General features: G+C 71.5%; 17 protein-coding genes. 9 read left to right on the forward strand and 8 right to left on the reverse strand.

Translation table 11 applies throughout. The features are described 5' to 3' along the window. On the reverse strand, positions 1 to 1,109 hold a 1,109-nt coding region (locus DFH01_RS16875), incomplete at its 3' end, for a Hint domain-containing protein (protein ID WP_199231267.1). 115 nt (positions 1,110 to 1,224) lie between these two features. Between DFH01_RS16875 and DFH01_RS16880 the strand changes: the two genes are divergently transcribed. Then, a complete protein-coding gene (locus DFH01_RS16880; protein WP_233256151.1) occupies positions 1,225 to 2,115 on the forward strand; it encodes a dimethylarginine dimethylaminohydrolase family protein in 891 nt (296 codons plus the stop codon). Between the two features lie 72 nt (positions 2,116 to 2,187). On the opposite strand, the gene DFH01_RS28250 is transcribed toward DFH01_RS16880, so the two are convergent. Further along, positions 2,188 to 2,346 (reverse strand): hypothetical protein, encoded by a 159-nt coding sequence (locus DFH01_RS28250; RefSeq protein WP_158287794.1) that lies wholly within the window; start codon positions 2,344 to 2,346, stop codon positions 2,188 to 2,190. Positions 2,347 to 2,526: 180 nt separating this feature from the next. Continuing rightward, positions 2,527 to 3,381 carry a Hint domain-containing protein gene (locus tag DFH01_RS16885; protein WP_109871678.1) on the reverse strand — a complete coding sequence of 285 codons (855 nt, stop codon included), beginning with the start codon at positions 3,379 to 3,381 and terminating at the stop codon, positions 2,527 to 2,529. Between the two features lie 307 nt (positions 3,382 to 3,688). Between DFH01_RS16885 and DFH01_RS16890 the strand changes: the two genes are divergently transcribed. From DFH01_RS16890 to DFH01_RS16900, 3 genes are read left to right on the forward strand one after another with little or no spacing between them, the layout of a single operon-like run. Beyond that, a complete protein-coding gene (locus DFH01_RS16890; protein ID WP_109871679.1) occupies positions 3,689 to 5,083 on the forward strand; it encodes an FAD-binding oxidoreductase in 1,395 nt (464 codons plus the stop codon). Between the two features lie 51 nt (positions 5,084 to 5,134). Then, positions 5,135 to 6,418 carry an MFS transporter gene (locus DFH01_RS16895; RefSeq protein WP_109871680.1) on the forward strand — a complete coding sequence of 428 codons (1,284 nt, stop codon included), beginning with the start codon at positions 5,135 to 5,137 and terminating at the stop codon, positions 6,416 to 6,418. Between the two features lie 47 nt (positions 6,419 to 6,465). After that, positions 6,466 to 7,296, forward strand: a complete 831-nt coding sequence (locus DFH01_RS16900; protein ID WP_109871681.1) for a universal stress protein — start codon at positions 6,466 to 6,468, stop codon at positions 7,294 to 7,296. A 100-nt stretch (positions 7,297 to 7,396) separates the two neighbouring features. On the opposite strand, the gene DFH01_RS16905 is transcribed toward DFH01_RS16900, so the two are convergent. After that, a complete protein-coding gene (locus DFH01_RS16905; protein WP_109871682.1) occupies positions 7,397 to 8,581 on the reverse strand; it encodes a CaiB/BaiF CoA transferase family protein in 1,185 nt (394 codons plus the stop codon). A 263-nt stretch (positions 8,582 to 8,844) separates the two neighbouring features. Between DFH01_RS16905 and DFH01_RS16910 the strand changes: the two genes are divergently transcribed. After that, entirely contained in the window at positions 8,845 to 9,288 is a 444-nt protein-coding gene (locus DFH01_RS16910; protein ID WP_109871683.1) for a hypothetical protein, read from the forward strand. Between the two features lie 98 nt (positions 9,289 to 9,386). Here the strand turns inward: DFH01_RS16910 and DFH01_RS16915 are convergent, their stop codons facing one another. The 4 genes from DFH01_RS16915 to DFH01_RS16930 all read right to left on the reverse strand — a co-directional run bounded on the left by DFH01_RS16915 (position 9,387) and on the right by DFH01_RS16930 (position 12,617). Beyond that, on the reverse strand, positions 9,387 to 10,142 hold the full coding sequence (locus tag DFH01_RS16915) for a hypothetical protein (RefSeq protein WP_109871684.1): 756 nt from the start codon (positions 10,140 to 10,142) through the stop codon (positions 9,387 to 9,389). Positions 10,143 to 10,169: 27 nt separating this feature from the next. After that, the gene (locus DFH01_RS16920; RefSeq protein WP_109871685.1) at positions 10,170 to 10,523 is read right to left on the reverse strand and encodes a hypothetical protein; all 354 of its coding nucleotides are present in this window, start codon (positions 10,521 to 10,523) and stop codon (positions 10,170 to 10,172) included. A 150-nt stretch (positions 10,524 to 10,673) separates the two neighbouring features. Next, complete coding sequence (locus tag DFH01_RS16925; RefSeq protein ID WP_109871686.1) at positions 10,674 to 11,627, reverse strand: helix-turn-helix transcriptional regulator; 954 nt, start codon at positions 11,625 to 11,627, stop codon at positions 10,674 to 10,676. A gap of 102 nt (positions 11,628 to 11,729) precedes the next feature. After that, the gene (locus tag DFH01_RS16930; protein ID WP_109871687.1) at positions 11,730 to 12,617 is read right to left on the reverse strand and encodes an SMP-30/gluconolactonase/LRE family protein; all 888 of its coding nucleotides are present in this window, start codon (positions 12,615 to 12,617) and stop codon (positions 11,730 to 11,732) included. A gap of 47 nt (positions 12,618 to 12,664) precedes the next feature. On the opposite strand from DFH01_RS16930, the gene leuC reads away from it, so the two are divergent. The 4 genes from leuC (at position 12,665) to DFH01_RS16950 (ending at position 19,048) form a co-directional block, all read left to right on the forward strand. Continuing rightward, positions 12,665 to 14,029 (forward strand): 3-isopropylmalate dehydratase large subunit, encoded by a 1,365-nt coding sequence (gene leuC, locus DFH01_RS16935; RefSeq protein WP_109871688.1) that lies wholly within the window; start codon positions 12,665 to 12,667, stop codon positions 14,027 to 14,029. 3 nt (positions 14,030 to 14,032) lie between these two features. Next, positions 14,033 to 14,623, forward strand: a complete 591-nt coding sequence (gene leuD, locus DFH01_RS16940) for a 3-isopropylmalate dehydratase small subunit (protein WP_109871689.1) — start codon at positions 14,033 to 14,035, stop codon at positions 14,621 to 14,623. 93 nt (positions 14,624 to 14,716) lie between these two features. Then, positions 14,717 to 15,898, forward strand: coding sequence for an efflux RND transporter periplasmic adaptor subunit (locus DFH01_RS16945; protein WP_109871690.1), 1,182 nt, complete (start codon positions 14,717 to 14,719; stop codon positions 15,896 to 15,898). A gap of 6 nt (positions 15,899 to 15,904) precedes the next feature. Next, positions 15,905 to 19,048 (forward strand): efflux RND transporter permease subunit, encoded by a 3,144-nt coding sequence (locus DFH01_RS16950; protein WP_109871691.1) that lies wholly within the window; start codon positions 15,905 to 15,907, stop codon positions 19,046 to 19,048. Positions 19,049 to 19,095: the final 47 nt, after the last annotated feature.

A 19,095-nucleotide genomic window follows, 5' to 3' on the forward strand; every position in this document is an offset into this window, starting at 1 on the left:
TGGCCGGCGAGGAGGACGCGGCGGCGGCCGATCCAGAGCACCGGCTTCAGCGGCGCGCCGCGGCCCGAGACGGTGGCGACCAGGTCGCCCGCGCGCAGGCTCTCCACCGGCGTCTCGCCGCGATCCGTGCGGATCCGCGTGCCGCCCGCGAAGCAGACATAGAAGCTGCCGGCGCCGAAGACGGTGTCGGCATCGCCGCCGGCGATGAACTCGATATTGCTGACCGTGTTCGTCGTGTCGCCAGGCCCCGTGACGGTGAAGCCGCTCCCGGCCGCCGTGACCGTGTAGGTGCCGTTGGTGGTGAAGGTGATTGTGTCCGCCGTGCCGCCGCCGCCATCCACCACGTTGCCGGAGCCGCTCAGCACGAAACTGTCGTCGCCGGTCCCGCCATCGAGCGTGTCGTTGCCGCTGCCCCGCAGCTCGTCGTCATTCTCGCCGCCGGAGAGCGAATCGGCGCCGCCCAGGCCATCGAGCGTGTCGTTGCCGAGCCCGGCCGAGAGCACATCGTTGCCGGCGCCGCCGCTCATGGACTGGTTGCCCGCATTGGCCGACAGGCTGACGCCGGTCGTCGCGCTGGGGTCGAGGACGCCGAGATTCTCGATCGAGACGCCGAGCCCGACGCTGAAGGTGGTCGCGAGATTCGACGCGATCAGGATCGTATCCGTGCCCTGGTCCGCGAATTCCCGGATCACGTCGTTCGCGTTGGTGACGACGTACGTATCGTTACCCGTGCCGCCCGTGAGCCGGTCGATCGAGGACCCGTCGCTCGCGCCGGTGCCGAAGGTGACGGTCACCGTGCCGGTATCGAGCGAGCCCGTGACCGTGGCGTTCGAGCCGATCAGCGTGTCGGCGCCGTCATTGCCGTTCAGCGTGTCGGCGCCGGCGCCGCCGACGAGCACGTCGTTGCCGCCCCCGCCGCTGATCACGTCGTTGCCGTTGCGGCCGTTCGCGAAGTCGTTGTCGCTGCCGAGCGTCGTGGTATTGCCGCCGGTAGATCCGTAATAGGCGATGTTGGTGTCGGCGATGGGCGTTGTGACCCATGCCGTCCCATTCCAGTATTGCGTGTTCTCGCCGCTGTTCAGCGAACCGGGAATGGTCGCACCGCTCATGGAATCACCCGCCGGATGGATCGCGGCAACGTGATAATTTCAAATGACGTGTCCCGCAAGGTCAAATCGCCAATCACCGGTTGAGCGATTGCCTCTGTTTTCGAGATACCTTGCCATGCCGGGCACCCCGGCGCACCGTGACGACATGCCGCGCTTCGCCGTGGCGAGCGAGACGGGGCGGCTGCGCGAGCTTCTCGTCTGCCCGCCCGACCATTATCGCTGGATCCCCACCAACGCCGTGGCCCGCCGCAGCCTGGCCTCCGCGGGACCGCCGCCGCAGGCCGCCTTCGCGGCGCAGCATGACGAGCTCGTCGCCGCCCTGGCGGAGGCCGGCGCCACGGTCCGAACGCTGCCGCCGGCGCCCCACCTGCCTTACATGGTGTACACCCGCGACCAGGCTGTGGTGACGCCCTGGGGCCCGGTGCTCTGCCAGCTCGAGCGCCCGCAGCGCCGTGGCGAATACGCCGCGGTGCTGGACTGGCACGCCGCGCAGGAGAGCGCGTTCTGGCGCAAGTCCAGCGCCGGCACGCTGGAGGGCGGCGACATCCACCTGATCCGCCCGGGCCTTGCCGCCATCGGCGTCAGCGGCGGCCGCACCGACGAGGCCGGCGCCGCCCAGCTCGCCGCCTGGCTGGAGGCGGAGGGCTGGGAATGCCGCGTCGTCCCCTTCGACGAGCATTTCCTGCATCTCGACCTGCTGTTCTGCATGGCCGCGCCCGGCCTGGCACTGGCCTGCGAGGAGGCGCTGGACGACGCCTTCCTGGCCTGGCTGCGCGACCGCGGCATCCGCTGGATCCCCTTCGGCTACGCCGAGGCCATGGCGCTTGCGGGCAACATCCTGGCGCTGGGCGAGGGGCGGGTTGTCTCCTCCCGCGGCAGCACGCGCATCAACGCCGCGCTGCGCGCCGAGGGCCTCGTCGTGCTCGACCCCGACCTGTCGCTCTTTGCCGCCGGCGGCGGCGGGCCGCATTGCCTCACCTGTCCGCTCCTGCGGGAGGGGCAGTAGCCTTATTCGCCACTGCCTCCGCAAAGCGTCGGGAAAGGAGCGACGACCCAGCCGGACCCGTTGACGGACGCGTCAGATGACGATCGCGTGCACCACGGACCATACGGCGATCCACAGCACGGCCGAGCATCCGCCTATGATGGCCGTGGCGACGAGCCAGGAGCAGCGTTCGGACGAATCCGCCTCCTCGGCGAAGTCCGCGACCACCCCTCTGTGCATGATGCCGCCCATCGTCGTTTCACTCCGCCCGCTGCCGCAACTCAGAATACGGTATACCGTATGCAGCCCGAGGTTGTGACAACTCTTGTAAGAAATCGCAAGGGTTGTCCGATCCCGCGCGGTGGCCGTGATTCGGCCAAAGCGCGGCCAATGGTGCGTGTGCGGCGGGAGGGGCAGCCCGGCCCGCCCCGGTCACCCGCGTTCGGCGATGGCGACGCGGATGGCGGCGAGCTGCTCGCCGCCATGCAGCAGGGGCGCGCAGGCGCGGTTGGCATCCCAGCCCGAGCCGGCCTCGGCCAGCGTGCCGGCGACGCCGAGCTGCGCCACCGGGGCGTTCTCGAACCAGGACCGGTTGTCGCAGTCGAGCCAGCTTTCGGCCGCCGCGCCCTCGGCGAGCAGCACGTCGTGGCTCTCCAGCTCGACGTGATAGTAGGTGACCTCGGCGAGGCCGGCCTCCACGGTGACGGAGGTGCCGTTCACCAGCAGCCGCGCCGGCACCAGCGCGCCGTCGAGGAACATGCAGTGGTCGGGGGAGACGAGCAGGTCGCGGCTCGGGGTGTTCTCGGCCAGGGCGCCGGCGCGGATGCGGATCGGGGCGATGGCGTCGGCGTTCGGATGGCCGGCGAGGAGGACGCGGCGGCGGCCGATCCAGAGCACCGGCTTCAGCGGCGCGCCGCGGCCCGAGACGGTGGCGACCAGGTCGCCCGCGCGCAGGCTCTCCACCGGCGTCTCGCCCCGATCCGTGCGGATCCGCGTGCTTCGGGCGAACCCCGCCGGATCATTCCCCGCGATCGACGCAACGCCGGAGCCGTTGCCGCACAGGAACGTGATGCTGTCGGCGATCATGCTCTCGGCCGCGGCGCTGATGATGCCGCCGCCGCTTGGGGCGCCGACAAACAAGTAGCTGCCCGCGGTCGGAAACGTCAGCGTCCCGCCCGCGCCGTTTCCGTCCTCCGGCACATCGTCGGTGGCCCCGATCGACGGCTCGTCCTGGTCAGGGGTGGCGCTGGCGCTCTGATCGACAGTCTTGCTGGCTCGCGTGGTCACCGGAGGCACCAATCCATTGAATCTAGATTTTTGTATTAGGCTCTGAAAATAGCCGGAAGCGACAATCAATGCGCTACGAAAATGAAGTAAGAAAGACTTATGGTTGTGTTTGGCGGTATGAACGATGCTCTTTACTGGTGTCCTGGCGATTCCGCGCTATCAACACAGCGTTAGCCCGGTGGTCCTGGCGCCGGAGGCCTGCGGCGACGCGCCGCGGTTGCCCCGGCGCGCCTGGGCGGGCAGGGTCAGGCCGCGCGCCCCGAGGCCAATCAGGCCTGGTCTCGTGGTGGCCGCACCAGGAGCACGCATGACCACGCCCGTTGCCCTTGAACCGGATGCTGTCCTGTCCGCCGCCCGCGGCTTCCTCGGCGACCGGATCACCACCAACGCCGCCATCCGCGAGCAGCACAGCCGCGGCGAGGACAGCTCCCCCCCGACGCTGCCCGACGCCGTCGCCTTCGTGGAGACGACGGAGGAGGTCTCCCGACTGCTCGCCCTCTGCCACCGCCATGAGGTTCCCGTGGTGCCCTTCGGCGCCGGCACCTCGCTGGAGGGCCATGTGAACCCGGTGCGGCGCGGCATCAGCCTCGACCTCTCGCGCATGACCCGCATCCTGGAGGTCAATGCCGAGGACATGGACTGCCTGATCGAGCCTGGCGTCACGCGCCAGCAGCTGAACGAGCATCTGCGCGACCAGGGCATGTTCTTCCCCGTGGACCCGGGCAGCCACTGCACGCTGGGCGGCATGGTCGCAACGCGCGCCTCCGGCACCAATGCCGTGCGCTACGGCACCATCCGCGAGAACGTGCTCGGCCTCGAGGTGGTGCTCGCCGATGGCCGCGTCATCGAGACCGGCGGGCGCACGCGCAAGGCGGCCAATGGCTACGACCTGACACGGCTGTTCGTCGGCAGCGAAGGCACGCTCGGCGTGGTCACCAAGGTGCGGCTCCGCCTGCACGGCATCCCGGAGGCGATGAGCAGCGCCGTCGTGCAGTTCGAGACGCTGGAAGGCGCCGTGCGCAGCACGATCGAGGTGATGCAGATGGGCATCCCCGTCGCGCGCATCGAATTGCTCGACGACGACATGATGGCGGCCGCCATCGCCTATTCGAAGCTGGAGGGTTACCAGCCGCGCACCACGCTCTTCCTCGAATTCCACGGCAGCGAGGCCGGCGTGCAGGAACAGGCCAAGGCGGTGGAGGCGATCACCTCCGGCCATGGCGGCGCCGGCTTCCGCTGGGCCACCGACGCCGAGGAGCGCAACAGGCTGTGGAAGGCACGGCATGACAGCTACTGGGCCGGCATCGCCGCGAAGCCCGGCCACAAGGCGCTGACCACCGATGTCTGCGTGCCGATCTCCCGCCTGGCGGAGGCGATCCTCGGCGCGAAGTCGGAGGCGAAGGAGCTCGGCCACTTCACCTGCATCGTCGGCCATGTTGGCGACGGCAATTTCCACCAGATGGTGCTGTACGATCCGACTGAGCCCGGCGCGCTGGAGCGCGCCTGGGACATGGACAAGCGCATCGTCTCCCGCGGCCTCGACCTCGGCGGCACCTGCTCCGGCGAGCACGGCATCGGCCTCGGCAAGCGCGAATTCCTGGAGCGCGAGCATGGGCCGGAGGCACTGGCCGTGATGCGCAGCCTGAAGCAGGCGCTCGATCCCAAGGGCATCATGAATCCGGGCAAGATGTTCAGGAATTAGGGCGGCCGTGCCCCCACCCCAGCCCTCCCCCGCACCGCGGGGGAGGGGGGCATGCCGCACTGCTCCCTCCCCCGCGGTGCGGGGGAGGGCTGGGGTGGGGGCCAGCACGCCCGAGCCAATCACGTGAACCCCGTCACCACCGCCATCCTCGCCCTCTGCCTCGGCCATGTCTTCTCCAACGCCGTGCGCACCATCCCCGCCATCGCGGCGGATGTGCTCACGCGCGACCTCGGCATCACGGCGGAGGCTCTGGCGCAGGTCACATCCGCCTTCCCGCTGGCCTTCGCGGCCGTGATGATCCCGGTCGGCATCGGGCTCGACCGCTACGGCGTGAAGGCCGTCTCGCTCTTCCTGCTGACGGTCGCGGGCTGCGGCGCCGCGCTCGGCGCACTCGCGACCGGCCCCTGGTCCATGCTGCTGGCGCAGGTCGTGCTCGGCGCCGGCTGCTCGGGCATGCTGATGTGCCCGATCACCTTCGCCGCCCGCGCGCTGACGGCGCAGCGCTTCGCGCTGTGGTCCGGCATCATCCAGGCGGTCGGCAACACCGGCATGCTGCTCTCCGCCAGCCCCCTCGCGCTGCTGGTCGAGGCGACGAGCTGGCGCGCCGGCTACTGGGCCTGCGCCGCCCTCGCCTCGCTGGCCATCGCCGCCGTCGCCGCGCTGGTCCCGGCCGAACGGCCCGAGACGCGCCCCTCCCGCGGGCTGCTCGCCGACATGGGCGAGGTGCTGGCGATGGCCTGGCGGCCAGGGATCCGTGCCGTCACGGTCTTCGTCTTCGCTTCCTTCGCCGCGGTGCTCGGCGTGCGCGGCCTGTGGGGCGGGCCCTGGCTGATGGAGGCGAAGGGCCTCGGCCGGATCGAGGCCGGCAACATCCTGCTCGCCTGCACCGTCGCGCTCACCGCCGGCCCGGCCCTGGCGGGCCTCGTGCTGCGCCGCTTCGGCCGCGGGCCGCTGCTCATGGCGGGCAGCCACCTCCTCGCCGCCCTCTTCATCCTGCTGGTCATCGCCGGCGGGCCGGGCGGCCCGGCCGCGCGCGCCTTCGGCCTCGCCGCGATGCCGCCCGCCTGGGACCTGGTGATGCTGGTCGGCTTCGGCCTGGTCATCTCCTTCCAGGTGATCGGCTTCTCCCTGGTGCGCAACGCGGTGCCGCCGGAACAGGCCGGCCGCGCGCTCTCCGCCGCAAACCTCTTCTTCTTCCTCGGTGCCGCAGTGCTGCAGATGCTGTCGGGCCCGATGGCCGCCTGGGGCGGGGTGGCCGCCGCGCTCGGCACCTTCGCCGCCGGGCTGATCCTCTGCACCGCGGGCTTCCTGCTGCTGCTGCCGCGCCGGGGCTGACCCTGCCCGGGCGCCGCGCTACGCTTCCGCCCCGAGGAGGAGACCGCATGCTCCGCAGCATCCTGGTGGCGCTGGACGACGCGCCGAGCGCCATCGCCGCGCGCGACGCCGCCATCGCCTATGCCCGCCGCACCGGCGCGTCGCTGACCGTCGCCGTGGTGCTCGACCGCCCGCACACCCAGAGCGACCACGAGGCCGTGCCGCTGGGCGCCGGCGCCTTCAAGGAGCACCGCGACGCCACGCTGACGGCCCAGGCGGAGGCCGAGGCCGCCGCTGCGCTGGCCGATTGCGCGAAGGCGGCCGCCGGCCTCGACTACCGCGTGCTGCGGCTCGAGGACGCGCCGGGCCCCGCGCTGATCAAGGCCGGCGCCGCGCATGACGTGATCGTGGTGGGGCGCGACTGCACGCTCGGCCGGGAGCTGGCCGACGGCGGCGTCGCGCCGGTCATCGAATCGCTGCTGCGCGACGGCGCCCGGCCCGTGGTGGTGGTGCCCGCCGGCTGGACCCCGCGCGAGAGCGGCCCGGCCGTCGCCGCTTATGACGGCTCCGCCCCCTCGCGGGAGGCGCTGCATCTGTTCGCGCTGCTCGATCTCGGCGCCGGCATGCAGGTGCGCGTCGCCGCCCTCGGCGCGAAGGAGGCGGATGCGCTGAAGCTTGCCCAGGAAGGCGTCGCCTGCCTGCGCGGGATGGATGCCGTGCCGGTCCCCCTCACCGGCAACGACGTGTCGGAGGCGATCCTGGCGGAGGTCCGCCGCAGCAATGCGCGCATGCTGGTGATGGGCGCCTTCGGCGGATCGAGCCTGATCCGCATGCTGGTCGGCAGCACCACCGACCTCCTGCTGCGCGACAGCCCCGTCCCCATCTTCGTCGCCCGCTGATCATCGCGACATGCTCCCTCCCCCGTTCACGGGGGAGGGTCAGGGTGGGGGCCGCGCAACCCTTGATGGTGGGGGCCGCGCAACCTTTAACGATCGCGCCTCACCCCGTGATCACGCCCTTCTCCTGCATCGCCGCGATCTCCGCCGCGGAGTAGCCCAGCTCCGCCGCCACATCCGCGCCATCCGCGCCCGGCGGCCGCAGGTCCCCCGCCCCGCCCGGCCGTGCGCCGTCCAGGCTCACCGGAAGCGCCGGCAGCGCGATCTCCCGTCCATCCGGCAGCGTCATCGCTACCAGCCCGCCCGAGCCGTTCAGATGCGGGTCCTCGAACAGGTCGGCGGGCTTTCCGATCGGCGCGAAGGGCAGGCCCAGCGCCTCGCACTTCGCCATCAGGTCGGGCTTGGTCCAGCGCTTCAGCACCGCCGCGATGCGCGGGATCGTCCGCTCCCGCGCCTCCACGCGCTGCTGCTTGGTGGCGAGCGTCGCATCCTCCGCCAGGTCGTGCAGCCCGAAGGCGTTGCAGAAGGCCGGCCATTGCGTGTCGGTGACCACGCCCACGAAGACCTGGCCGCCATCTCCCGTGTCGAAGATGTCGTAGACCGGCCAGGCCGGCAGCCGCACCGACATCGGCCGCGGCGCGGTGCCGGTGATGCGCGTCTGCGCCATGTGCTGCGCCATCAGCAGCGCCACCGTCTCGAACAGCCCGGCCTGCACCTCGCCGCCACGCCCCGTGCTCTCCCGCTCGCGCAGCGCGGCGAGGATGCCGATCACGGCCGAGAGCCCGCCCATGATGTCGATCACCGAGCTGCCCGCGCGCAGCGGCCGTCCCTCCAGTCCGGTCATGTAGGCGAGCCCGCCCATCATCTGCACGACCTCGTCGAGCGCGGTGCGATGCTCGTAGGGCCCGGGCAGGAATCCCTTGCAGGAGCAGTACACCAGCCGCGGATGCTTTTCCGAGAGCTCGGCATAGCCGAGCCCCAGCTTCGCCATCGCGCCGGGCCGGAAATTCTCCACCAGCACATCGGCGCGCGCGACCAGCCGTTGCACCAGCGCCATTCCCTCCGGGGTCTTCATGTTCACGGCCAGGCTGCGCCGGCCGCGCCCGAAGGCCGCGTAGAAGCCGGTGCCGGACCCGGTCAACCGCCGCGTCGTGTCGCCCTCCGGCGCCGGCTCCACCTTCACCACCTCCGCGCCAAGATCGGCCAGCGTCATCCCCACGGTCGGCCCCATGACCATGTGGGTGAACTCGACGACGCGGATGCCCTTCAGCGGCGTGGGCGATGTCATGCGGAAACTCCCGGATCGCCGCCCGGACGACGGATGAGGTCGGCGGCGGCCTGCGCCACCGTGGCACGATGCGCGCCTGCGCGCGAGGCGATCCGCTCCCGCGGGGCGGCGATGCCGGGCGCGCGCGGATCGCGCGCCCCCACCGCGCGGCGTGTTCCCCAGGGAACCGCGCGCCGCGCTCGCCCGGGCTCTACTCGTCCTTGTCGAGGCCGATCCGTCCTGACCCACCCGGTCGCAAACGGGCAAGCAAGGAGCAAGGCACCATGAGGTCGATCCCGCAGACCAGCAGCCGTCCTGTCCGCAAGCCCATCGCGGTGGCTGCGCTCGTCATCGTCTCCGCGCTCGGTCTGGCCGCATGCGGCCAGCGCGTGGAGCGCGCCGACCTCGGGCGCTGCACGAACCTGCCGAGCGCCGGCGGCGCGCTCTGCGAGGAGATCGGTGGAGACTACATCTTCGTCGACAGGCTCACGGGGTCCATGCGGCGCTTCAATGCCGCGCAGGCCGAGCTCATCGCGCGGGCGAGCGTGTCCCTCGCCTCCGCGCAGGCCGCCAATATGCTGGCCGGCGCGAATTCGGGCCAGAGGAACTGCCTCGCCAACCCGGGCATCGCCTGCTCCGGGTCTCTCAACAACCGCATGAGCGGCTATCGCTCGTCCGGCTTCACCGCGGTGTGCAGCGGCGGAACCTGCCTTTCCGCGGGGCGGTAGCCCGGCCTGCCGGCCGGCATGGCATCGCTCGCGACCGGGCCGGGGCCGCTCCGGATGCCGCCCGAAGCAGCCCCTGACCGATCTCAGGCGCCCCGATCTCAGCCGCCGGTGATCACCGCCTCGGGGATCTCGAAGCGCTGGTGGCCGATGCGGATATGGAAGGTGTCGCCCTGCCGGCCGACCGTCATACGGGCGCCGCCATCCGCCTGGGACTCGTCGTAGCGCATCGGGGTGCCGTCCTCGAAATAGATCACCCGCGTGCCGCCGCCCGGCCAGGTGATCGTCACCTGGCCGTTGCCGCGGCCGCGCGTGCGCTCGACGCCGAAGGCGCAGGACGCCATGGGCTGGCCCTGCTCGCGGGCGCAGGGGATCTGTCCGGTCGCGTGGAAGTTGGTGCCCGCCACCCGCGCGTCGTTGGCGCGGGCCGGCGCGGCCGCGGCACCGCCGGTCGCCGAGACATCGATCCGGTAGTTCGCCCGCTCGCCCCGCCGGGCCGCGGCCCGGTTCAGGAACACCTGGATGAGGTAGGTGCCGTCATGCGAGGTGCGGACCTCCATCTGCGGCCCGCCCTGCTCGGCGATGTAGAGCGCGCCGTCCCGGCCCGGCACATGGCCGGGCTCGAAGACGTTGAAGGAGACGGCGTCGCCGCCCTGCAGCTGCACGCGCAGCATCTGCCCAGCGCGAAGGCCGAGCAGGTAGTGCACCGCCTCCTGGCCCGCGACATGGCCCGACAGGGTCGCCCCGCTCGTCCCATGCACGAAATGCACCTGCACGGTGCGCACCTCGGCCGCCTGCGTCGCCGGAGCGAGGGCGAGTAGCGCGAGCGCCATGAACACGATCCTGCCGATGCGCATGATCCGCGTTCCCCCTTGGCCGCCGCGTCAGACCGGGCAGTTCTGCGGCGTGAAGGGCACCTGCGTGACGGCGTAGCGGCCGTTGCTGGTCACGACGCGCAGGCAGGTCCGCGACGGCGCGTGGTTCCAATACTGCGTCAGGCCCTGGCGGCGGGACAGCTCGAAGCCGCGGCGCTGCAACTCGCCTTCGCCGGACGAGGCGCGGGCGCCGTTGAGGTCCTGCCAGGCCGGGGCCGCGGCAGCGGCCGGCTGCGCCGGCGGCGTGGCGGCCGCGGGCTGGGCGGCAGGCGCCGCCGCGACGGGCGGCTCGGGCTGCCCGCAGGCGGCGAGGCCGAGACCAAGCACCAGGGTCGGCGCGAGGAGGAGGCGCGGATGCAGCATCGGGAATCTCCACCGATCGATTGCGAACCGCGTCACTCTGCACCGCGCCGCGGGGCGCCGCGATCCGCAAGGCGCAGCGCGACGATCCACTTTGCGAAGCGCGCCTCGCCCACCGTCGGCGTCCCCGTTCGCGCCCCGTCGGCGCCCCCGTCAGCCCCGGCGCTGCGCGCGTCCCAGCGTGGCCGACGGCGCCTCGCCATAGCGCAGCCGGTAGCTCGCGGCGAAGCGCCCGGGATGCATCACGCCGCAGTCATGCGCGATCACGGTCACCGTCTCCCCGGGCCTGGCGTTGAGGAGGCGCTCCCGCACCGCTTCGAGGCGGCAATTGGCGAGGAAGCTCCGCGGGGTCGTTCCTCGATGCTGCCGGAAGCCCGCCTGCAAGGAGCGCGTGCTGATGCCGAGTTCGCCCGCAAGCTCGAGGATCGAGACCGGCCGCTCCAGCCGCTCGCGCAGGGCGGCCTCGGCCCGGCGCACATGGACGATCCCCGAACCGGGGACCGGACCGCGCCGCGCCGCCGCGATGGACGCGAATTCGTCGGCCAGGATGTCGAGCAGCAGGCGCGCCATGCCGCGTGCCGCCGCCGAGGCGGGGTTCAGCCCCTCGGGGGCGTCGAACTCCCGCACCGCCTGGCGCAGCGCGCGGACTAGGCGAGGCGCCGGTCGCGCCGGCCAGGCGCCGTCCAGCCGCGCGCCGTCCTCGGGATTGCGGGAGACATGCGCGGCAAGCCGCGCGATCGGGACCCGCAAGCCGAGGCCCAGATAGGGACCGGGAATGCTCGTGATGCGCCGGCCGGGCTGCCACAGCGCGGCGTCGTCGCCGCTCACCTCCGTCGGACCGCGCCCGTCGTCGATCAGCAGGCCGCCGCGATGCGCGACGACGATGCCGAAATTCTCGTGGTCGGCGAAGCGGGCGCGGTGGCCTGTCGTCCGCAAGGCGACGAGCCGGATGCCGTCGAGCTGCACGGCGTTGACCGCGACATGGTAGCGCCGCGGGTCGTTCAGGACTTCGTAGGCCTCGACCCGCTCGGCGAAGAGGCTGGCGTCCCGCGGCGCCGAGGCGACGGAGCGGGTCACGACAAAGGGGTAGCGGCGAAGCAGGTGCATGGGCGCGGTCGCTCGCTTGCTTCGCCGCAGTCTAATGTATCGCCCCGGCTGACGTCCAAGCCGATGTCCCGGGCCGGGCCCCGGCGGGAGGTGGGAGGCTCCTCAGGGCGGCGGAATCTCCGCCGCCAGCAGGCAGCCCGATTCGCTCTCGCTGATCACCAGCGTCCGCCCGTCCGGCGCCAGCGTGCAGTTGGTCGGCATCCGCCCGAACGCGGTGCAATCCACCCGATGCGTGCAGACCCCATGCGGGTCCACCACCCAGACCTGCCCATGCCCCGGATTGCTCACGAACAGTCGGTCATGCGCATCCACGGCAAGCCCATCCGGCCCCGAGGTCCCGGCCGGCACCCGGAAGAACAGATTCGCCTTCCCCACCACCGCATCGGGCCGTAGCGCGAAGCGCCACACCTCGCAGCTGCGCGTCATCGCCACCATCAGATGCGTCGCGCTGCGGTTGAGCACCAGCCCGTTCGGGCTCGGCCCGTTCGCCAGCAGCCGGTCCAGCCGCCCGTCCGGATGCAGCCGGAACACCCGCCCGGTCGGGTCCTGCAGGCCGGTCTGCCCCTGGTCGGTGAAGAGCAGCGACCCGTCCGGATGCACCACCACGTCGTTCAGGCCGCGAAAACCTTCCGAGAGCACCGTCTCCAGGATCGGCGCCATCGCGCCGTCGCGGGGATCGAGGCTCAGCAGCCCATGCCGGTAGTCCGCGACCACCAGCTCGCCCTCGCGCGCCGCCAGCCCGTTCGGCCAGCCCTCGTATTCCGCGACCGTCTCCCAGTGATCGCCCGAGACGCGAAAGACCCGCCCATGCGGGATGTCCACACAGAAGAGATTCCCCGCGGCGTCGAAGCACGGCCCTTCGAGAAACGAATCAATCGGCGCGCCGCCCCGGTTGGCCTGCGCCCAGGCCGAGGGCTTCGGGCGCCGCAGTGCGTCGGGCAGGCGGGAGAGCAGGGTGGCCGCGATGGGCCGGGGCGGGTCGAACCACATGCCCCACCCTTGCGGCGCCCCGCCGCGCGCCGCAAGTTCCCCCCGCCATGCCACGCACGCTGTTCGAAAAAATCTGGGACGCCCATGTCGTGCACCGGCGCGATGACGGGCTGTGCCTGCTCTATGTGGACCGCCACTATTTCCACGAGGGCAGCTTCCATGCCTTCAACATGCTCCGCGCCAAGGGGCTGAAGGTCCGCCGCCCCGACCTCAGCTTCGGCTTCGGTGACCATTACGTCCCCACGCGCGGCCGCGAGACCGCGGCGATCCCCGACCCCGAGATCCGCGGCATCGTCGAGACCTTCGAGAAGAACGCGAAGGAAGCCGGCATCCAGGCCTTCGAGATCGCCGACCCCCGCCAGGGCATCGTGCATGTCGCGGGCCCCGAGCTCGGCCTGACCCTGCCGGGGATGACGGTGGTCTGCGGCGACAGCCACACCTCCTCCCACGGCGCCCTCGGCGCGCTCGCCTTCGGCATCGGCGCCAGCGAGGTCGCCCATGTGCTGGCCACCCAGACCATCTGGCAGTCGAAGCCGCGCCAGATCCGCATCGCCTTCGAGGGCACCTTGCCCGCAGGCTCCACCGCGAAGGACATGGCGCTGGCCCTGATCGCGGAGATCGGCACCGGCGGCGCGCTGGGCGGCGCCATCGAGTTCATGGGCAGCGCCGTCCGCGCCCTTTCGGTGGAAGCGCGCCTGACCCTCTGCAACATGGCCATCGAGGCCGGCGCCCGCACCGGCATGGTCGCGCCCGACGCGACCACCCTCGCCTGGCTGCAGGGCCGCCCCTTCGCGAAGCCCGTGGACATCGCGCCGCTGCACAGCGACGACGGCGCCGCCTTCGACCGCGACGCGACGCTCGACGCCGCGCGCATCGCCCCCATGGCCACCTGGGGCACCAGCCCGGAGGAAGCCGTCCCCCTTTCCGGCCGCGTCCCGCGCCCGGAAGACGCGCCGGACGAGGCGCGCCAGAAGGCCTGGCGCGGCAGCCTCGACTACATGGGCCTCTCGGGCGGCGAGCGCCTGTCCGACGTGAAGGTGGACCGCGTCTTCCTCGGCTCCTGCACCAATTCCCGCCTGGAAGACCTGCGCGCCGCCGCCGCCGTGCTGCAGGGCAGGCGCATCGCCGTGCCGATGCTGGTCTCGCCCGGCTCCACCGCCATCAAGCGGGAAGCCGAGGCCGAGGGCCTCGACCGCATCTTCCGCGAGGCCGGCGCCAGCTGGGAGGAGAGCGGCTGCTCGCTCTGCGTCTCGATGAACGGCGACAGCGTGGCCGAGGGCGAGCGCTGCGCCTCCACCTCCAACCGCAACTTTCGGGGGCGGCAGGGCAGGGGCGCGCGCACCCATCTCGTCTCGCCCGCCTCGGCCGCCGCCTCCGCGCTCGCCGGCCGCCTCGTCGCGGCGGAGGCCTGAGCGATGCCCGACGCCTTCACCACGCTGACCGCCGTCGCCGCGCCGCTCGACATGTCCAACGTGGACACCGACCAGATCATCCCCGCCCGCTTCATGCGCCGCCCGCGCGACGAGCGGTATGCGCAGTACGGCTTCCACGACCTGCGCTTCACGCCGGAGGGCGCGGCGCGCCCGGACTTCGTGCTGAACCGCCCACCCTTCGACCAGGCCGGCATCCTGATCGCCTCGCGCAATTTCGGCGTCGGCTCCTCGCGCGAGGCGGCGGTCTATGCGCTGCTCGCCATGGGCTTCCGCTGCGTGATCGCGGAAAGCTTCGGCGACATCTTCTTCAGCAATGCCTTGAAGAACGGCCTGCTGCCCGTGCGCCTGCCCGAGGACACCTGCCGTTCCCTGCGCCAGCACGCGGCCGAACACCCGGGCAGCCGGCTCACCGTGGACCTGGCGGCGAACATCGTCACGGACGCCGAGGGCAACGCCCACGCCTTCACGATTCCGCCTTTCGCCCGCGACTGCCTGCTGCGCGGACTGGACGAGATCGGGATGACGCTCACATTGCTGCCCGCGATCGAGGCCTTCGAGGCCGCGCGCGGCTGATCGGCGCCCGGCGCGGGGCTCGCCGGCGCTTTGTCTTGACGTAACGACAGCGGGCGGGCTGGTGTGCGCCCCTTGCCCCAGGACGGGATTCCGATGCTCCGTGCGCTGATCGCGGCCTTGCCGCTGCTGCTGCTGCTGTCGGCCCCGCCCGCCCTGGCGCAGTTCGGCCCGCAAGGCCCGCCGGCGGTCGGCGTCATCACGGCCGAGAAGCGCCCCGTCACCGAAACCACCGAGTTCATCGGCCGCGTCGAGGCGATCGACCGCGTGGATCTGCGCGCCCGCGTCACCGGCTTCATGGAGGAGCGGCTGTTCCGCGAGGGCCAGGAGGTCACGGCCGGCCAGCCCCTGTTCCGCCTGGAGCGACCGCCCTTCGAGGCGCAGGTGGCGCAGGCCCAGGCGCAGGTCGCCGCAGCGGAGGCGGAGCTGAACAACGCGACCATCGCGCTCAACCGCGCGCGCGAGCTGGTCCGCAGCCAGGCCGGCACCCAGGCGCGGGTGGACGACGCCACCGCCGCGCAGCGCACGGCCCAGGCGCAGCTTCTCGGCGCGCAGGCGCAGCTGCGCGTGGCGCAGATCAACCTCGGCTACACCGAGATCGCCGGCCCCTTCGCGGGCAAGATCGGCCGCTCCAACTTCTCCCCCGGGGCCGTGGTGGGCCCGGATTCCGGCCCGCTCGCCACCATCGTCAGCCAGGACCCGATGCGCGTGGCCTTCCCCGTCAGCCTGCGCGCCGGAACGGAGCTGCGCGACCGCTACGAGGGGCGGGGCGGCGCGCAGGCGGTGGTCGTCCGCATCCGCCTCGCCAATGGCCACATCTTCGGCGAAGCGGGCCGCATCGAGTTCATCGACACCCAGGTGAACCGCGACACCGACACGCTGCTGATCCGGGCCCGCATCGCAAACCCGCTGCGCACCGACCAGGGCCCTACCGGCGAGCCCGAACGGCAGCTGATCGACGGCATGTTCGTCACCGTCTTCGTGGAAGGCGTCGAACCCGTGCAGGCGGTCGTCATCCCGCGCGCGGCGGTGCTGCAGGACCAGGGCGGCAACTTCGTCTTCACCGTGGGCGCGGAGAACCGGGCGCAGCGCACCGGCGTCACGCTCGGCCGCAGCCTTGCCGACCAGGTGGTGATCGAGGCCGGCCTCTCCGGCGGCGAGACCGTGATCACCGAGGGCGTGCAGCGCGTCCGCCCCGGCCAGCCGGTGCAGCCCAACCCGGCATCGCCGCCCCCGGTCCGCGAAGGCGCCTCGCCCGCCCCGGCGCAGCGGAACTGAACGGCGATGATCTCAGCGGTTTTCGTCGATCGCCCGCGGCTTGCGGTCGTCATCTCGATCCTGCTCACCCTCGCGGGCGGGCTCGCGATGCTGCGCATCCCCGTCGCGCAGTTCCCCGACATCGTGCCGCCGCAGGTCTCGGTCACCACCACCTATCCCGGCGCCTCCGCCGGCGTGGTGGAATCCACCGTCGCCCAGGTGATCGAAAGCGCGGTGAACGGCGTGGAGGGCATGATCTACATGTCCTCCAACAGCGCCAATGACGGCACCTACAGCCTGTCCGTCTCCTTCGCGCTCGGCACCGACCCCGACATCGCGACGGTGAACGTCAACAACCGCGTGCAGTCGGCGCTGGCGCGATTGCCGCAGGAGGTGCAGCGCCAGGGCGTCACGGTGCGCAAGCAGTCCTCGGCGGTGCTGCAGTTCATCGCGATGACCTCGGACAACCCGGATCACGACGGGCTGTTCATCTCGAACTACATCACCATCAACATGCTCGACCGCCTGGCGCGCGTGCCGGGCATCGGCTCCGTCTCGATCTTCGGCGCCATGGACTACTCCATGCGCATCTGGTTCGAGGTGGACCGGTTGATCAGCCTGAACCTGACGCCGTCGGACGTCATCACGGCGATCCAGGCGCAGAACGTGCAGGCCGCGGTCGGGCGCATCGGCGCGCAGCCGATCTCCCAGGACCAGCAGTATCAGATCAACCTGCAGACCCAGGGCCGGCTCGCCACGCCCGAGCAGTTCGGCGCCATCATCATCCGCGCCAACCCGGACGGCTCCGTGCTGCGGGTGCGCGACGTGGCGCGCGTCGAACTCGGCGCGGCGCGGATGGACACGGAAAGCCGCCTGAACGGCCGCCCCGCCGTGACGCTCGGCACCTATCTCTCGCCCGGCGCCAACGCGGTGACCACCGCCGCCAACCTCTCCCGCACGCTCGAGGACATGTCCCGCCGCTTCCCGGAGGGGCTGCGCAGCACGGTCTTCTACGACACCTCCACCTTCGTCGTGGACACCATGCAGGAAGTCATCAAGACCCTGCTCGAGGCCTTCGTGCTGGTGGTCATCGTGGTGCTGCTGTTCCTCGGCAATGTCCGCGCCACGATCATCCCCGTGATCGCGGTGCCGGTCAGCCTGATCGGCACCTTCGCGGTGCTGCTGCTGCTCGGCTTCTCGGCCAACACCGTCTCCCTCCTCGCGATGGTGCTGGCCATCGGCATCGTCGTGGACGATGCCATCGTGGTGGTCGAGAACGTCGAGCGCGTGATGGAGGAGGAACCCGACCTCACGCCCGCCGAGGCCACCAAGAAGGCGATGGCGCAGATCACCGGCCCGATCATCGCGATCACGCTGGTCCTGCTCTCGGTCTTCGTCCCGGTGGGCTTCATCCCCGGCCTCTCCGGCGTGCTCTTCGCGCAGTTCGCCGTCACCGTCTCGGTCGCGATGGTGATCTCCGCGATCAATGCGCTGACGCTTTCGCCCGCGCTCTGCGCGGTGTTCCTCCGCCCCCATCACGGCCCGCGTCGCGGCGTGCTGGCCACCGTCATGCGCGGCATCGACTGGGTGCGCGACCGCTACGGCGACATCGTCGCGCGGCTGGTGCGCATCTCCATCCTGTCGCTGGTGCTCACCGCGGTCTTCGCCGGCGGCACGTACTGGCTCTCGAACCGCACGCCGCAGGGCTTCCTGCCGGAGGAGGACCAGGGCGCCTTCTTCGTGCAGACCCAGCTGCCCCAGGGCGCCAGCCTGTCGCGCACCCGCGCCGTGGTCGAGCAGATCGAGCAGATCATCCTGCCGACCCCGGGCGTGGACCGGATCCTGTCGATCGTCGGCTTCAGCCTGGTGGACAACGGCGCGCAGTCGAACTCCGCCTTCATCGTCGTGCGCATGAAGCCCTTCGAGGACCGCGCCAGCGCGCAGGAGAGCGTCTTCGCGGCGATCCGGCGCGTCTTCGGCGCGACGCAGCAGGTGCTGACGGCCAACACCTTCGCCTTCAACATCCCGCCGATCATCGGCCTCGGCACCGGCGCCGGCTTCCAGTACCAGCTGCAGAACCTGGAAGGCCGCCCGCCCGAGGAGATGGCGAGCGTGATGCTCGGCCTGATCGTGGCCGCGAACCAGGACCCGCGCCTGGCCCGCGTGTTCTCCACCTTCGCCGCCAACACGCCCTCCCTCTTCCTCGACGTGGACCGCGACAAGGCGCAGGCGCTCGGCGTCAGGATCAGCGACATCTTCACCGCCCTGCAGGCGACGCTCGGCGGCTTCTACGTCAACGACTTCAACCTGGCGGGGCGCTCCTGGCAGGTGAACATCCAGGGCGAGGCGGCGGACCGCGACGACATCCCCGACCTCTGGCGCATCCATGTGCGCAACCAGCGGGGCGAGATGGTGCCGCTGCGCTCCATCGCCGATGCGCGCATCGTGCTCGGGCCGCAGACCATCAACCGCTACAACAACGTCCGCTCCGTCGCGGTGCAGGGCGCGCCCGCGCCCGGAATCTCCTCGGGCGATGCACTGGCGGCGATGGAGCAGATCTCGGACCGCGTGCTGCCGCAGGGCTACAGCTTCGAATGGACCGGCACAGCCTTCCAGGAGAAGCAGGCGGCGGGGCAGACCTCCATCATCCTCGCCCTCGCGGTGCTCTTCGCCTACCTGTTCCTCGTCGCGCTGTACGAAAGCTGGGTGATCCCGATCCCCGTGCTGCTCTCCATCGCGGTCGGCGTGCTCGGCTCCTTCGGCGCGATCGTCATCGCGGGCATGTCGCTCGACATCTATGCCCAGGTGGGTCTCGTGGTGCTGATCGCGCTCGCGGCGAAGAACGGGATCCTGATCGTCGAATTCGCCAAGGAGCAGCGGGAAGCGGGCAAGTCCATCCGCGACGCCGCGGTGATGGGCGCAAGGCTGCGCTTCCGAGCCGTGATGATGACCTCGGTGGCCTTCATCCTTGGCCTGGTGCCGCTGGTCATCGCGACCGGCGCCGCCTCCGCCTCCCGCCGCGCGGTCGGCACGCCGGTCTTCGGTGGCATGCTGGCCGCCGCGCTGATCGGCATCTTTATGATCCCGATGCTCTACGTGGTGTTCCAGTGGCTGCGCGAGCGCACCAAGGCGGCCTTCGCGCGGAAGGAGAGGCCGGCCCGGGCCGAGTGACCCCCGCGCTCCCTCCCCCGCATTGCCTGAGCGGCCGGGGAGGGGGA

The sequence above is a fragment of the Falsiroseomonas bella genome, from assembly GCF_003173615.1.
Lineage (GTDB): Bacteria > Pseudomonadota > Alphaproteobacteria > Acetobacterales > Acetobacteraceae > Falsiroseomonas > Falsiroseomonas bella.

Excerpts from the sequence above, each read along its gene's own strand:
- DFH01_RS16880 (WP_233256151.1), top strand. The coding sequence starts at position 1,225 with ATGCCGGGCACCCCGGCGCACCGTGACGACATGCCGCGCTTCGCCGTG.
- DFH01_RS28250 (WP_158287794.1), bottom strand. The coding sequence starts at position 2,346 with ATGGGCGGCATCATGCACAGAGGGGTGGTCGCGGACTTCGCCGAGGAG.
- DFH01_RS16890 (WP_109871679.1), top strand. The coding sequence starts at position 3,689 with ATGACCACGCCCGTTGCCCTTGAACCGGATGCTGTCCTGTCCGCCGCC.
- DFH01_RS16895 (WP_109871680.1), top strand. The coding sequence starts at position 5,135 with ATGCCGCACTGCTCCCTCCCCCGCGGTGCGGGGGAGGGCTGGGGTGGG.
- DFH01_RS16900 (WP_109871681.1), top strand. The coding sequence starts at position 6,466 with ATGCTCCGCAGCATCCTGGTGGCGCTGGACGACGCGCCGAGCGCCATC.
- DFH01_RS16905 (WP_109871682.1), bottom strand. The coding sequence starts at position 8,581 with ATGACATCGCCCACGCCGCTGAAGGGCATCCGCGTCGTCGAGTTCACC.
- DFH01_RS16910 (WP_109871683.1), top strand. The coding sequence starts at position 8,845 with ATGAGGTCGATCCCGCAGACCAGCAGCCGTCCTGTCCGCAAGCCCATC.
- DFH01_RS16915 (WP_109871684.1), bottom strand. The coding sequence starts at position 10,142 with ATGCGCATCGGCAGGATCGTGTTCATGGCGCTCGCGCTACTCGCCCTC.
- DFH01_RS16920 (WP_109871685.1), bottom strand. The coding sequence starts at position 10,523 with ATGCTGCATCCGCGCCTCCTCCTCGCGCCGACCCTGGTGCTTGGTCTC.
- DFH01_RS16925 (WP_109871686.1), bottom strand. The coding sequence starts at position 11,627 with ATGCACCTGCTTCGCCGCTACCCCTTTGTCGTGACCCGCTCCGTCGCC.
- DFH01_RS16930 (WP_109871687.1), bottom strand. The coding sequence starts at position 12,617 with ATGTGGTTCGACCCGCCCCGGCCCATCGCGGCCACCCTGCTCTCCCGC.
- leuC (WP_109871688.1), top strand. The coding sequence starts at position 12,665 with ATGCCACGCACGCTGTTCGAAAAAATCTGGGACGCCCATGTCGTGCAC.
- leuD (WP_109871689.1), top strand. The coding sequence starts at position 14,033 with ATGCCCGACGCCTTCACCACGCTGACCGCCGTCGCCGCGCCGCTCGAC.
- DFH01_RS16945 (WP_109871690.1), top strand. The coding sequence starts at position 14,717 with ATGCTCCGTGCGCTGATCGCGGCCTTGCCGCTGCTGCTGCTGCTGTCG.
- DFH01_RS16950 (WP_109871691.1), top strand. The coding sequence starts at position 15,905 with ATGATCTCAGCGGTTTTCGTCGATCGCCCGCGGCTTGCGGTCGTCATC.